The sequence below is a fragment of the Methylorubrum populi genome (assembly GCA_036946625.1).
GTDB lineage: Bacteria > Pseudomonadota > Alphaproteobacteria > Rhizobiales > Beijerinckiaceae > Methylobacterium > Methylobacterium populi_C.
The window spans coordinates 380981-394037 of record JAQIIU010000002.1 but is presented as its reverse complement, the minus strand read 5'-3'; the positions used below and the strand labels follow the sequence as shown (position 1 = coordinate 394037).

General features: G+C 72.3%; 11 protein-coding genes and 1 tRNA gene. 10 read left to right on the top strand and 2 right to left on the bottom strand.

The window, feature by feature from the left end; genetic code table 11:
- The first annotated feature begins 6 nt into the window (after window positions 1–6).
- The 5 genes from PGN25_03560 (at window position 7) to PGN25_03540 (ending at window position 4651) form a co-directional block, all read left to right on the top strand.
- A complete protein-coding gene (locus tag PGN25_03560) occupies window positions 7–1110 on the top strand; it encodes an Hrp-dependent type III effector protein (protein ID MEH3116693.1) in 1104 nt (367 codons plus the stop codon).
- Window positions 1107–2135 carry a 4-hydroxythreonine-4-phosphate dehydrogenase PdxA gene (gene pdxA, locus PGN25_03555; GenBank protein ID MEH3116692.1) on the top strand — a complete coding sequence of 343 codons (1029 nt, stop codon included), beginning with the start codon at window positions 1107–1109 and terminating at the stop codon, window positions 2133–2135. The genes PGN25_03560 and pdxA overlap by 4 nt, the downstream gene beginning before the upstream one ends.
- Before the next feature lie 23 nt (window positions 2136–2158).
- Window positions 2159–3310 (top strand): iron-containing alcohol dehydrogenase, encoded by a 1152-nt coding sequence (locus PGN25_03550; GenBank protein MEH3116691.1) that lies wholly within the window; start codon window positions 2159–2161, stop codon window positions 3308–3310.
- A 24-nt stretch (window positions 3311–3334) separates the two neighbouring features.
- Window positions 3335–4255, top strand: a complete 921-nt coding sequence (locus PGN25_03545; protein MEH3116690.1) for a dihydrodipicolinate synthase family protein — start codon at window positions 3335–3337, stop codon at window positions 4253–4255.
- 201 nt (window positions 4256–4456) lie between these two features.
- Window positions 4457–4651 (top strand): hypothetical protein, encoded by a 195-nt coding sequence (locus tag PGN25_03540; GenBank protein ID MEH3116689.1) that lies wholly within the window; start codon window positions 4457–4459, stop codon window positions 4649–4651.
- Here the strand turns inward: PGN25_03540 and PGN25_03535 are convergent.
- Window positions 4640–5674, bottom strand: a complete 1035-nt coding sequence (locus PGN25_03535; protein MEH3116688.1) for an LLM class flavin-dependent oxidoreductase — start codon at window positions 5672–5674, stop codon at window positions 4640–4642. The two genes, PGN25_03540 and PGN25_03535, sit on opposite strands and share 12 nt — an antisense overlap.
- A 399-nt stretch (window positions 5675–6073) precedes the next feature.
- Here PGN25_03535 and PGN25_03530 point away from each other — a divergent pair, with 399 nt between their 5' ends.
- Window positions 6074–6592 (top strand): hypothetical protein, encoded by a 519-nt coding sequence (locus tag PGN25_03530; protein ID MEH3116687.1) that lies wholly within the window; start codon window positions 6074–6076, stop codon window positions 6590–6592.
- Window positions 6593–6813: 221 nt separating this feature from the next.
- Complete coding sequence (locus tag PGN25_03525) at window positions 6814–7038, top strand: hypothetical protein (GenBank protein ID MEH3116686.1); 225 nt, start codon at window positions 6814–6816, stop codon at window positions 7036–7038.
- Window positions 7039–7396: 358 nt separating this feature from the next.
- On the opposite strand, the gene PGN25_03520 is transcribed toward PGN25_03525, so the two are convergent.
- Window positions 7397–8566, bottom strand: coding sequence for a dimethylmenaquinone methyltransferase (locus PGN25_03520; GenBank protein MEH3116685.1), 1170 nt, complete (start codon window positions 8564–8566; stop codon window positions 7397–7399).
- A 283-nt stretch (window positions 8567–8849) separates the two neighbouring features.
- Between PGN25_03520 and PGN25_03515 the strand changes: the two genes are divergently transcribed.
- From PGN25_03515 to PGN25_03505, 3 genes are all read left to right on the top strand, one after another.
- Window positions 8850–10472: a glucan biosynthesis protein D gene (locus PGN25_03515; protein MEH3116684.1), complete on the top strand. Its 1623-nt coding sequence runs from the start codon at window positions 8850–8852 to the stop codon at window positions 10470–10472.
- Window positions 10473–10495: 23 nt separating this feature from the next.
- A complete protein-coding gene (mdoH, locus tag PGN25_03510) occupies window positions 10496–12709 on the top strand; it encodes a glucans biosynthesis glucosyltransferase MdoH (GenBank protein MEH3116683.1) in 2214 nt (737 codons plus the stop codon).
- Window positions 12710–12863: 154 nt separating this feature from the next.
- Window positions 12864–12953: transfer RNA gene (locus PGN25_03505), tRNA-Ser, on the top strand.
- The last annotated feature ends 104 nt before the right edge of the window (window positions 12954–13057 follow it).

Genomic DNA, 13057 nt, shown 5'->3' with positions numbered 1-13057 from the left:
GGTCCGATGACCTGCCTGCGCCTCATCGCCGACGACCTGACCGGCACCCTCGACGCGGCGGCCGGGTTCAGCGGCCTGTGCGGGCCGATCCCGGTCGCGTGGCCGGAGGGGCTGGCGGGCGCCGCGGCCGGGTCCCTCGCGGTCGATACGGGGACCCGCGAGCGGGACGCGGACGCGGCGGCCGCGATCGCGGGCGGGCTCGCCCCCCTGCTCGGCAGCGCGGATATCGCGTTCAAGAAGGTCGACAGCCTGCTGCGCGGCCCCTGGGCGGCGGAGCTGGCCGCCGTCCTCCGCGCGGGCGGCTGGGAGCGCTGCGTCGTCGCGCCGGCCTTCCCCTACCAGGGCCGCGCCACCGTCGGCGGGCGCCAAGTCGACCGGAGCGGGGCAACCTGGACCCCGGTCTGCGGCGACATCGCCGGGGCCCTGCAGGAGGTCGGGCTCCCGGCCCGCCACGCCGCGGTCGAGGACGGGCCGGTGCCGGGCGTGGCCGTCTACGACGCGTCGGACGACGCCGAGCTTCATCGCATCGCCGCGCTCGGCGGTGATCCGGGGCGCGTGCTGTGGTGCGGCAGCGGCGGCCTCGCCGCGGCGCTCGCCCGAGGCACGCCGCCGACGGACGACGCGCGGCTTGTCGGCCCGGTGCTCGGCCTGTTCGGCTCGGACCGCGCCGAGTCGGAGGCGCAGCTCGCGGCCTGCGGCGACCACCGTCTGCTCCTCCCGCACGACGGTGCCGACGCGACACCGGTCGCGGCGCGGCTGACCGCCGGGGGCGTCGCCCTGGTCAGCCTCCACCTGCCCCCCGGCACCGCCCGCGAGGCGGCGGCCGTGCGCATCGCCGCCCGCTTCTCCGGCCTCGTCGCCGGGCTCGGCCGCCCGGGAACCCTCTTGGTCGCGGGCGGCGAGACCCTGAAGGCCCTCTGCCTGGCCCTTGGTGCGGGGGGGCTCGACGTCACCGGGCAGGTCGCCCCGGGGCTGCCCCGCTCGACCCTGCGCGGCGGGCGCTGGGACGGCCTGCCCGTCGTCTCGAAATCCGGCGCCTTCGGAACCGCGGGCGTCTGGCGCGACCTGCTCCACCACAACGGCTTCATCCCCGACAGGAGGGACGCATGACCCCCCATCTCGCCATCACCATGGGTGACCCGGCCGGCATCGGCCCGGAGATCATCGTCAAGGCCGCCGCCCGGCTGAAGGACCGCATCGCGGCAGGCGACCTGCGCCTCCTCGTCGTCGGCAGCACCCCGGCGCTGCGGCGGGCCGAGGACCTGCTCGGGCTGGGCCACGCGCCGATCCCGGAGGTGTCCGAGCATGAGGAGGACTGGCCGGCGCTCTGCTGCCTCCAGGCGGACGCGGAGGGCGAGCCGATCGGCTTCGGGCAGCTCTCGGCCGACGGCGGCCGCTTCGCCTACAAGGCGGTGGAGGCCGGTGTGCGGCTGGCGCTCTCCGGCCGGGTCGGCGGCATCGTCACGGCGCCCCTGAACAAGGAGGCGCTGAACCGGGCCGGCTACCACTATGCCGGCCACACCGAGATGCTGGCCGAACTCACCGGGATGCGCGGCTCGGTGATGATGCTCGCCCACGGCACCATGCGGGTGAGCCACGTCACCACCCACGTCGCCCTGGAGGACGTGCCGAAGCGCCTCACCCCGGAGCGCCTGCGCCTCGTCATCGACCTCACCGACCGGGCGCTGAAGGGCCTCGGGCTGCCGCGGCCGAAGATCGCCGTCGCCGCGCTGAACCCGCATGCCGGGGAGGGAGGCCTGTTCGGCCGCCAGGACATCGACGTGAGCGCACCCGTCATCGCGCAGGCCGTGGAGGACGGTCTCGACGTGCTGGGGCCGGTGCCCGGCGACACGGTGTTCGTGAAGCTGCGCGCCGGCCAGTACGACGCCGTGATCGCGATGTACCACGACCAGGGGCACATCCCGGTCAAGCTGCTCGGCTTCGAGATCGACCCGGCCACCGGCAAGTGGATGGACCTCTCGGGCGTCAATGTCACCCTCGGCCTGCCGATCATCCGCACCTCGGTCGATCACGGCACCGCCTTCGACATCGCCGGCCGCGGCATTGCCAACGAGCGCAGCCTGATCGAGGCGATCGAGTTCGCCGAGCGGCTCGCCGCCGGCCGCGCCGCCTGAAGAACCCCGGGAGAGCAGACACGATGACGGCCCACGCGCGCCTCGACAGCCCGATCGACCTCCTCCGGCCGGAGCGAATCGCCTTCGGCGCCGGCACCTTGGCGGAGGTCGCCCGCTTCGCCGCCGAGCGCGGCTACCGGCGCCCGCTCGTGGTGGCCGATGCCTTCAACGCCGCCCGCATCGACCGCTTGGGATTGCCCGGCACGGTCGCCGCGTTCGGCACCGTGAGACCCGAGCCCGACGTGCCGAACCTCGACGCGGCGCTGGCGGAGGCCGAGCGGGTGCGGCCCGACCTCGTGGTCGGCTTCGGCGGCGGCAGCGCGATGGACCTGGCCAAGCTCGTCGCGGTGCTGCCGGGCAGCGGCCAGCGGCTGGCCGACGTGGTCGGCCCGGAGCGCGTCGCCGGGCGCCGGGTCGGCCTCGTCCAGGTCCCGACGACCGCCGGCACCGGCAGCGAGGCGGGGACGCGCGCCCTCGTGACCGACCCGGAGGCGCAGGCCAAGCTCGCGGTGCAGAGCCGGCACATGCTGGCCGATCTCGCGGTGATCGACCCCGATCTGACCATGAGCGTACCGCCTGCCGTCACCGCCGCCACCGGCATCGATGCGATGGCCCACTGCGTCGAGGCCTATACCAGCCGGCGGGCGCATCCGGCGATCGACCTCTACGCCCTGGAGGGCGTGCGGCTGGTGGGCCGCCACCTGTCCCGCGCCGTGGCCGACGGCTCGGACCGCGAGGCGCGGGCCGGTCTCGCCCTGGCCTCGCTCTACGGCGGCTTCTGCCTCGGCCCGGTGAACACCACCGCCGGCCACGCGGTGGCCTATCCGCTCGGCACCCGCCACCACGTCGCCCACGGCCTCGCCTGCGCGGCCATCTTCCCGCACACGCTGGCCTTCAACGCCCCGGCCGTGCCGGAGAAGACCGCCCGCGTGCTGGAGGCGCTGGGCGCCGGAAGGGCGACGGATGCCGCGGCCGAGGCGGACGCCGTGCTGGAGCACGCCTACCGCTTCTGCGCCGATCTCGGCGTCGAGATGCGCCTGTCCCGGATGGGCGTGCCCGAGGACGACCTCGACGCGATGGCGGGCGAAGCCCACGCGATCCGCCGCCTCCTCGACAACAACCCGCGCGACCTCCCCCGCGAAGCCATCGTCGCGCTCTACCGCGCCGCCTACTGAGGGCCGTCCATGTCGAACCCGTCCATGTCGAACCCATCCATGTCGAACCCGGCTCGGCCGAACCTGCACCCGCGCGGCGTCTTCTGCGCCGCCTTGACCCCGCTCACCCCCGACTACGCCCCGGACCACGCCCCGTTCGTGGAGCATGCCCGCCGCCTGCTCGACCAGGGCTGCGACGGCATCGCGCTGCTCGGCACCACGGGCGAGGCCAACGCCTTCTCCGTGGGCCAGCGCAAGGCCCTGCTGGAGGCGGCTCTGGCCGGTGGGATCGCCCCCGAGCGCCTGATGCCGGGTACCGGCGTGGCCGCGCTGGCGGAGACCGTCGAGCTGACCCGCCACGCCGTCTCGCTCGGCGTCACCACCGTGGTGATGCTGCCGCCGTTCTACTACAAGGCCGTGACCGACGAGGGACTGTTCTCCGCCTACAGCACGGTGATCGAGCGGGTCGGCGACGCGCGGTTGCGCCTCGTCCTCTACCACATCCCGCAGATCGCCGGGATCGGCATCTCCCACGACCTGATCGAGCGCCTGCGCACCCGCTATCCGGAGGTCGTGACCGGGATCAAGGATTCCTCGGGCGACCTCGCGAACATGGAGGCCCTGATCGCCCGCTTCCCAGGCTTCGCGGTGCTGGCCGGCGCGGACCCGCTGCTCCTGCCGCTGCTGGCCAAGGGCGGGGCCGGCTGCATCACCGCCACCTCGAACCTCGTGGCTGCCGACCTCGCCCTCATCTACCGCCACCACGCCGACCCGGCGCGGGCGGAGGATGTCACCACGGCACAGGCGCGGGTCATCGCCGCCCGCAACCGTGCCTCGATCCTCCCCCAGATGGCTTCCCTGAAGGCGATGTTGGCGGACGCGACCGGCCAGGAAGCGTGGAACCGTCTCTGTCCGCCGCTCCTCGCGCTGACCGAGGACGAGCGGCAGCGCCTGCGCGCGGCTTGATCGGCGAGCAGAGGGCATCGACGACGCTCGTGCTGCTCAACGCCTCGGCCGTGGCGCCCGGCCCATCGATCAACCGGCGATGCGTCGGGATCGTCGCCGGTTGGTATGGGAAAGGCTTTTGAGCGAACGATGGCACGATCCGTCAACGAATTCGCTCCACGATCGAACCGGCCACCTTCGCCGAGCCCCGACGATATGGGCATGATCAAGCGCACCGGCATCGCGATCCTCCTCGGCCTGACCGGCTTCGCGCTGGGCACGGTGCTGGGGCGGGTGACGGAGAAGGGGGGCCGTCCGGTCGCGGAAGCGGAGCCCTGGCCGCCGGCCCTGCGCCACATCACCCAGTTCCCGCCCCCCGGGAAGGCCGCGAAGGAGACGCCACGCTCAGGCCGCTGACCGTTCCGACGCGTCGGAAACCCCGCCATCGAGCCCGCCGTGCGCCTCGGCGAGGATCGCGTAGGAGGCAAGCCGCGCCGCATGGTCGTGCAGGGCGCTCGCCACCATCACCTCGTCGGCGCCGGTCTCGGCCGCGAGCCGTTCGAGCCCGTCCCGAACCGTCTCCCGCGAGCCGACGAGCGAGCGCGCCAGCATCCGCGAGGCCTGCGCCTTCTCCGCGGGGCTCCAATAGGCCTCGATGTCGTCGACCGGCGGGGGCAGCAGGCCGCGGGTGCCGCGCACCAGCCGCGTGAACTGCTGCTGCGGCGTGGTGAACAGGCGCCGCGCCTCCGCGTCGGTCTCCGCCGCCACGACGTTGACGCCGACCATGGCGTAGGGCCGCCGCAACTGCTCGGACGGTTGGAAGCGGGCGCGGTAGGCATCCAGCGCCGGCAGCAGCGCGTCGGGGGCGAAGTGCGAGGCGAAGGCGTAGGGAAGGCCGAGCATGCCGGCAAGTTCCGCCCCGAACAGGCTCGAACCGAGGATCCACAGCGGCACCTTGAGCCCCGCGCCGGGCACCGCCTGCACCGGCTGGCCCGCCCGCACCGGACCGAACAGAGCCTGCAATTCGAGCACGTCGTGGGGAAACCGCTCGGCCGATGCGTCGTCGCGGCGCAGGGCCCGGAGCGTCAGCCCGTCCGTGCCCGGCGCCCGGCCGAGCCCGAGGTCGATCCGGCCGGGATACAGTGCTTCCAGCGTGCCGAACTGCTCGGCGATCACCAGCGGCGCGTGGTTGGGCAGCATGATCCCGCCCGCGCCGACCCGGATGCGGCGCGTGCCCTGGGCCACGTGGCCGATCACCACCGCGGTGGCGGCGCTGGCGATGCCGGTCATGTTGTGGTGCTCGGCGAGCCAGAACCGGCGGTAGCCGAGGCGTTCCGCGTGCCGGGCGAGATCGAGGCCGTTGGCGAGCGCCCGCCCCGGCGTGGCGCCTTCCGGCACGGGGGCGAGATCGAGGACCGAGAGGGGAGGCAGGGAGGTCATGGGGGCGCGGCGCACCTTCGCTCTGCGCCCGTGCGGACGCAAACCGGCTTTCCCCCTCCGATGCGGTCAGATCGTGCGCCGGGTTCCCGGGCGCAAGGATCGAGCATCGTCCCGATAAGGTGGTTCCCGGCTTTCGGGACGATGCGCAGGGGGCTTGCGCGCGGCGGGCAAAGCGTCCTAGCCTCTCCCCATCGGCGCTTGCCGCGCCGTCCCGAGACAAGGAGGTCGGCCATGAGACATCACGGCATCAACGGCTCCCCCGCCCGCACCGCCGATGCGGACCAGGACACGCCACCCCACTAGGATCGGCAGGGATGGTGGCTCCCCGAGACGCTGCGGCAGGTCGAGTTCCCCCGCCGGTCCGAGGACGGGGCAGCAGCTCCCACCGCGCGCGAGAGCGTGACCCCCTGCAAAGCCCGTCGGCGCGAGCCGGCGGGCTTTCTCTTTGGTTCGAACGGACGGACGAACGCCCGGACCTCGCATCCGGGCGTCGCCGTGCCGTCGATCGCGGGAGCCGCTCAGCGCTCCTTGTTCTTCATCGTGCGCGAGTCCTGGGTCTTGTTGCCGTCGGAACCGGCACTGGTCCCGGGATTGGAGGAGTTGGGGGCCGAACCGGCCGTGTCGCCCGCCTTCATCTTGTCGGCCTCCTTGGCGGGCGACGCGCTGTTCTGCGGCATCGTGGTAGTCCCCCCGGACGTGCCTTGCGCGAAGGCAGGCCCTGACAACGCCGCGAACAGCGTCGTTGCCGCAATCATCGCCGGGATTCGCATCGCTGGGATTCGCATGTGTTTCTCCGTCTCGAAGGTGCGGATGAAACCTCCTGCGGAAGATCATGTTCAATTCATTCATGAAATTTGGAAGGACAGTTTCTTATATTTCCATAAAATTGCAAATTCGTATGACGATCATGCCGATTGATCCCGGTCTCATCTAAAAATCCATGCGCGCGCAGGCGAAGACACCGTTTGGGCCGACAGCCCGAGCCGCCCTGGCCGGCCCCCAAATCGCGTCTGGCAAATCGCGTCTGGCAAATCGCGTCTGGCAAATCGCGTCTGGCAAATCGCGTCTGGATTGCGTTCATCATCACGGCGCAGGGCTTGCACGAGCGGATCCGAACCCTGCTCTGAGATCGGCGCCGGATGCCCCTCTTCCATTTCGAGCTGTGCCGGAACGGCCGCATCGTCGGCCGGACGGAAACCCGCGACTGCCCCGATTGCGGCATGGCCTTCCGCGCCGCCCGCGACATGATCCGGACCTTGCGCGAGGCCGACACCCTGCCGAACGGCGCCCGCGAGCACACCCTGCGCGTCAGCTACGTCGATCACGCGACGCTGTTCGAACTGCCGTTCGATCTGGGGATCTGATACGATATCCGGTTGATGACTTCGGCCTCTCCTGCGTCATCGCGAGGCGAAGCCGTGGCGATCCAGGGCGCGCCCTTTCCGGACCTGTCGCGCCCTGGATCGCTTCGCGGCCGCTCGCGAGGACGGAGGGGGGCGAAACCCGAAGCGATCAAGCGGAAACGGTATGAGACGGTTCGCGGTCGATCCGCTCACCAGCCCTCGCGAGCGTGAGCGAAGTGATCCGACCGCGCGACCTTTCCGGTCATGACTGCGACTTGGATTGCTCGCGCCGAGCCTCGCAATGACGGAGAGGGAGACCCACGCCGTATCGCGAGCCGACAGGCGCAGCACCACGACGCCGCCGAAAGGGACCAAGCGGTCATCCCTTCCAGTTCTTCAGCGCGGCGAACGGGCTGGCCGAAAGGTCCGGGGGCGGGGGGTTGAGCACCGGCTCGACCTGCGCGACCGCGTCCTCCCGGGAGTGGGCATTCCCGTTCGGCAGCTTGCCGCCGGCCGCGTCGCGGTGGCCGCCGCCGCGGAAGGCGCGGGCACCGTCGAGTGCCGTGCCGTCGATGGAGCGGAACGAGAGCGTGCCCGCCCGCTGCACGTTGACGACCCGCTTGGCCCGGCCCGCCTCCATCACTTGGTCGGAGACCCGCTGGAAGGTACCGGAATCGAGGCCGAAGGACAGCAGCGTGCCGTCCGAGAGGGGATGGAACAGCGCGTCCGAGCGGGCAAGCGCCCGGGCCAGCCGCTGGCGCGCGGTCAGCGTCGGATCGTCGCCCGCCTCCCCGGCGAGGAGGCCGTCGACGAGGCCGGCGCGGAGTTCGCCCGAGCGGCGCTCCAGCTCCGCCGGGGTAGCGCCCGCCCGCAGCAGGCCCGCCGCCGCCATCAGCAGGTCCGAGACGAAGCGGTCGTGCCAGGGGTGGCCCATCGGCACCAGGGTCGAGACGCTGTCCCAGAACAGCTCGTCGAGGGCGAGACCGCCGGCGAAGCTCGGTTCGCCTTTCTTCCACAGGTCGAGCGCCTCGACCGCCTCGATCAGCGCGGCGAGGTCCGCCGCCGCCGTCTCGCCGGGCACCTGCGGCTCGGGGGCGTAGAGGGCGCGCTGGTCGTAGGCGATGCGCGTGGCGCAATGCGCCTCGTCGATCAGCACGAACACCTCCGGATCGCCCAGATCCGTCCGCAGCAGCCCCGCACGCTCGGGATCGGGCCCGGGCTCCAGGTTCTGGCGCTTGAGCTGATCGATCGAGGAGGCGTGGTGGTCGAGCACCACGAGGCGGTGGCGCGCGCCCTCCGACCGGCCACGGTTCATCGCGGCGAAGCGGCGCAGGAAGGCGATGGTCGGTTCCTCCAGCCCGAGATCGGTCATCAGCAGCGTCTCGGAGGCGGATGCGCCGCGAAGGCGCTTCAGTTCGTCCTCCACCACCGGGCCGACATCGGAATAGCGGGCGACGTGCACCACCCGCGACACGGCCGCGAAGGCGGCGGCAACGGTCGAGGCGCCGTAGCCGTCGAGGTCGTGATGGGTGATCTGCGTGACAATCATCGCCAGAATCGTCGGCTCAAGGCTGGACAGGAGGCTCGCGGGACGCGAGACGGCGGGCACCGCCGACGCGGCGTACGAGATCCGAGCCTCTTACGCCGGCCGGCCCCGGAAGGTCCACGGGCCTTCGGTGACCGGGGCTCGGTGCCGCCGTCACGCGGCACGGTCGTCCGGAAGCCGCGGCCGATACGCTGCGACGACCGGGCAAAGCCGGCAACCTTAACGTCCGGTTCAGGCGTTGAGATCCTATCTGCGACCGTTCTTCACCCCGGGAACCGGCGAGGGCATGACGCATCCGACCGATCCTTCGACCCGCGATGCGTGGTTCCTCGACCGTCGCCTCGACCGTCGCCGGCTGATCGGAGGGGCCGCGGCGGGCGCGGCCCTGACCCTCCTGCCCGGCGGGGCGGGAGCCCAGACCGCGCCGCTGGCGCTCCCCGCCGCGGGCTCGCCCTTCTCCGGCGCCACCGTGCCCGATCTCGCCCGTGCACTCGGCAACCGGCCGTTCGCGGCGCAGGCCACGAACGACGTGCCCGACGCTCTGAAGAACCTGTCGCGGGAGCAGTACGAGGCAATCCGCATCCGTCCCGAAGGGCTGATCTGGGGCGGCGAGCCGCACGGCTTCGCCCTCGAACCGCTGGTGCGCGGCTTCTACTACACCGACCGCGTCGCCCTGTTCCTCGTCGAGAACGGCGTGGTCCGCCCCGTGACCTACGATCGAACGCGCTACGAGGGGGGCACGGATGCGGGCATGGCGGCCCTGCCCGAGACCGACCGGGAGCCGGGCTTCTCCGGCCTGCGCATCCGCGCCCGCTTCGGCGAGGAGCATCAGGACTTCGCGGTGTTCCAGGGCGCCTGCTTCTACCGGATGGTCGGAAAGGGCCAGGCGTTCGGCGTCGACGGCCGCGCCCTGATGCTGCGCCCGGCCGACCCGCGGGGCGAGGAATTTCCGCGCTGGCGCGCCCTGTTCGTGGAGCGCCCGGCCGCACCCGACGACCCCCTCGTGATCCACGCCTTGATCGATTCCGATTCGCTCGCCGCCGCCCTGCGCCTGGAACTGCGCCCCGGCGCGACCTCGACCGCCGCGGTCACCGCAACCCTGGTCACCCGCAAGGGCATCGACCATCTGGGCCTGGGCGGCATGCAGGCGCCGTTCCTGTTCGGCCCGCACGACCGGCGCGGGGCGGACGACGCCCGCGCCGCGGTCTACGCCGCGGGCGGCCTGCAGATCCGCAACGGCGGCGGCGAGACGATCTGGCGCCCGGTGCGCAACCCGGAGACGCTGCAGATCTCGAGCTTCGTCGACGACGCTCCGAAGGGGTTCGGGCTGACGCAGCGGGACCGTGCGTTCTCGACCTTCGAGGACGACGGGCATCCCTGGGAGCGCTCGCCCTCGCTCTGGGTCGAGCCGGGCGAGGCCGCAGGCGCGGAGGGGTTGTGGGGGGAGGGCGCCGTCACCCTCCTCGAAATCCCGAGCGACGCCGAGGTCAACGAGAACGTCATCGTCTACTGGCGACCGAAGGCGAACCTGCCGGCGGGCCGCGAGATTCGGCTCGACTACCGCCAGAGCTGGGGCGGCGAGCCGCCCGTCGGGCCGCTCGCGCGGGTCACCGCGACCCGCAGCGGGCGCGGCGGCACCCATCCGCGGCGCCTGTTCCTGGTCGATTTCACGGGCGACCCCCTGTTCACGCCCGAAGGTGCCGTCGCCTCCCTCGACACCGTGCTGATCGCCAGCCCAGGCCGGATCGTGGAGGGCGCGACCCGCTGGATCGCCCACCCGCAGGCCCGCACCGTGCGCGTCGCCTTCGAACTCGATCCGGGCAGCGAGCGGGCGTGCGAGCTGCGCCTCGCCCTCAAGACCGGCGGGCGGCAGGTCACGGAAACGTGGCTCTACCGCTGGACCCCGTGACTCTTTTCCCCGCCGGAGCGCCGATGCCCGAGACCGCCGACATCGCCGCCGACCCCACCCTCGGCCCGGTCCCCGTCACCGACCGCCCGGGTCCGGTCGGCCAGGGCGTCGGGCAGGGAGTCCGGCAAGAGGGCAGCGAGGGCGTGGACCGCCGATCCATGCCGCCGCGGGCTCCCCTGGCGATGCCGGTGCAGGACCTGCACCGGATACCCGCCACCGCGCGCGACGGCGGCGGCGGGCCTCTGCTCGCGCGGCTGTTCGTGTTCGGGGGCGCGGCCGCGCTCACCGCCTACGGCGCGGTGCAGATGTACGAGGTGATCTCGGTCTCCGGCGGCGCGACGTGGCTGCAATACGTGCTGCTGGTGCTGTTCGTCCTGAACTTCTCCTGGATCGCGCTCGCCTTCACCGCCGCGCTCCTCGGCTTCGCGACCCTGCTGCGGCGCGAGCGGCCGGCACCGCTTCCGGCGAGGCTCGCCACCCGCACCGCCATCGTCATGCCCGTCTACAACGAGGGCAGCGCCCGGGTCTTCGCCGGGCTCCAGGCGATGCACGAGGCCGTCGCGGCCACGGGCCTGGGCGCTCATTTCGACTGGTTCGTGCTGTCCGATTCGACGCAAGGAGACGCCTGGATCGCCGAGGAGCGCGCCTTCCTGTCCTTGCGCGAAGAGCTCGGCCCCGGAGCCCGCCTCCACTACCGCCACCGCGAAAAGAACCACCACCGCAAGGCCGGCAACATCGCCGACTTCGTCACTGGCTGGGGCGCCGCCTACGACCACATGCTGGTGCTCGACGCCGACAGTCTGCTCACCGGCGGCTGCATCGTCCGGCTCGCCGCCGCGATGGAGGCGGACCCTCGGGCCGGCATCATCCAGAGCCTGCCGCTCATCATCAACCGCAACACCCTGTTCGCCCGCCTCCAGCAATTCGCCGCGCGCATCTACGGGCCGGTGATCGCCACCGGCCTCTCGGTCTGGTCGGGCCGCGACGGCAATTACTGGGGCCACAACGCCATCATCCGGATGCGGGCCTTCGCCGAGGCCGCCGGCCTGCCGGACCTGAAGGGCCGCCCGCCCTTCGGCGGCCACATCCTCAGCCACGACTTCGTCGAGGCGGCGCTGATCCGCCGCGCCGGCTGGGGCGTGACCATGCTGCCGCGGCTGGAGGGCTCCTACGAGGAGAGCCCGCCCTCGCTGATCGATCTCGCCGTGCGCGACCGGCGCTGGGCGCAGGGCAACCTCCAGCACGCCCGCGTCATCAGCGCGGCGGGGCTGGCGGCCGCCTCGCGCCAGCACTTCGCCACGGGCATCGCCGGCTACGTCGCCTCACCGCTCTGGCTCGCCCAGCTCGTGATCGGCATCGTCATCGTGCTGCAGACCGCCTGGGTGCGCCCGGAATATTTTTCCGCCGAGTTCGGCCTCTACCCGGTCTGGCCGCGCTTCGATCCGGTGCGCGCGCTCCAACTGTTCGCGTTGACCATGGGCATCCTGCTCGCCCCGAAGTTTTTGGGATTGATCCTCGCACTTCTGGACGGCGATACCCGGCGGGCGAGCGGCGGGGCCGGGCGGCTGACGCTGTCCTTCCTGATCGAGATCCTGCTCTCGGCGCTGATCGCGCCGATCGCGATGCTGGTCCAGTCGGGCTCGGTGTTCCAGATCCTGGCCGGGCGCGACACCGGCTGGAACCCGCAGCGGCGCGACGACGGCTCGATCCCCCTCTCGGCCATCATGCGCCGCCACCGCTGGCACACGGGTCTCGGCCTCGTCACGGGCATCGCGGCCTTCGCCATCGCCACCTCCCTGTTCCTGTGGATGTCCCCGACGATCCTCGGCCTCGTCCTGGCGATCCCGCTCTCCTGGGCCAGCGGCCAACTGGCGCTCGGCCTCGCCCTGAAGGCCCGCGGCCTGCTGGTGACGCCCGAGGAGCAGGCCCCGCCGGCCATCGCGCTGCGCGCGGGCGAGCTCGCCCGCCGCAACGCCGCCCGCGGCTTCGACGACACGGACGCGCTCGCCGCGCTCCACGCCGACGCAGACCTCGCCCACACCCACGCGGCGATGCTGCCCGAGGGCACACCCCGCCCCCGCGGACGCATCGACACCGACCATACGCTCGCCCGCGCCAAGATCGTGGAGGCAGAGACCTTGGCCGAAGCGCAAGCGTGGCTTGCCCCGAAGGAATGCTTCGCCCTGCTCCACGACCGCGCCCTTCTCGACCAGCTCACCCGCCTGCGGGCAGCCTGAGCCTGCGACGCGTCAGCCGAGGAGCGATTACCCGCGAGGGGTGAGATCGCCCGCCGCCCCCGCGGCGGGTTGAGCGTTGACGCCGATCCCCGCGCGGCCATAGACAGAACCCTGTCGCAGGCCGCGCCTCGTTCGCGCGGGCCCGAGACGGCATGGAAGGGTGGCCGAGTGGTTGAAGGCAGCGGTCTTGAAAACCGCCGTGGGGGCAACTCCACCGTGGGTTCGAATCCCACCTCTTCCGCCACTTCAGTACCCGAGCGGGCACGCCGATCGCCGCCGATTTCCCTCCCTGCGCAGCCACGAGCGTCCTGAGCAGGTCGCTCTTCGATCCCATGATGCGGACCTCGT

What these genes read in the sequence shown, in the direction of transcription:
- PGN25_03560 (MEH3116693.1), top strand. Translation starts at nt 7, where the DNA reads ATGACCTGCCTGCGCCTCATCGCCGACGACCTGACCGGCACCCTCGAC.
- pdxA (MEH3116692.1), top strand. Translation starts at nt 1,107, where the DNA reads ATGACCCCCCATCTCGCCATCACCATGGGTGACCCGGCCGGCATCGGC.
- PGN25_03550 (MEH3116691.1), top strand. Translation starts at nt 2,159, where the DNA reads ATGACGGCCCACGCGCGCCTCGACAGCCCGATCGACCTCCTCCGGCCG.
- PGN25_03545 (MEH3116690.1), top strand. Translation starts at nt 3,335, where the DNA reads ATGTCGAACCCATCCATGTCGAACCCGGCTCGGCCGAACCTGCACCCG.
- PGN25_03540 (MEH3116689.1), top strand. Translation starts at nt 4,457, where the DNA reads ATGATCAAGCGCACCGGCATCGCGATCCTCCTCGGCCTGACCGGCTTC.
- PGN25_03535 (MEH3116688.1), bottom strand. Translation starts at nt 5,674, where the DNA reads ATGACCTCCCTGCCTCCCCTCTCGGTCCTCGATCTCGCCCCCGTGCCG.
- PGN25_03525 (MEH3116686.1), top strand. Translation starts at nt 6,814, where the DNA reads ATGCCCCTCTTCCATTTCGAGCTGTGCCGGAACGGCCGCATCGTCGGC.
- PGN25_03520 (MEH3116685.1), bottom strand. Translation starts at nt 8,566, where the DNA reads ATGATTGTCACGCAGATCACCCATCACGACCTCGACGGCTACGGCGCC.
- PGN25_03515 (MEH3116684.1), top strand. Translation starts at nt 8,850, where the DNA reads ATGACGCATCCGACCGATCCTTCGACCCGCGATGCGTGGTTCCTCGAC.
- mdoH (MEH3116683.1), top strand. Translation starts at nt 10,496, where the DNA reads ATGCCCGAGACCGCCGACATCGCCGCCGACCCCACCCTCGGCCCGGTC.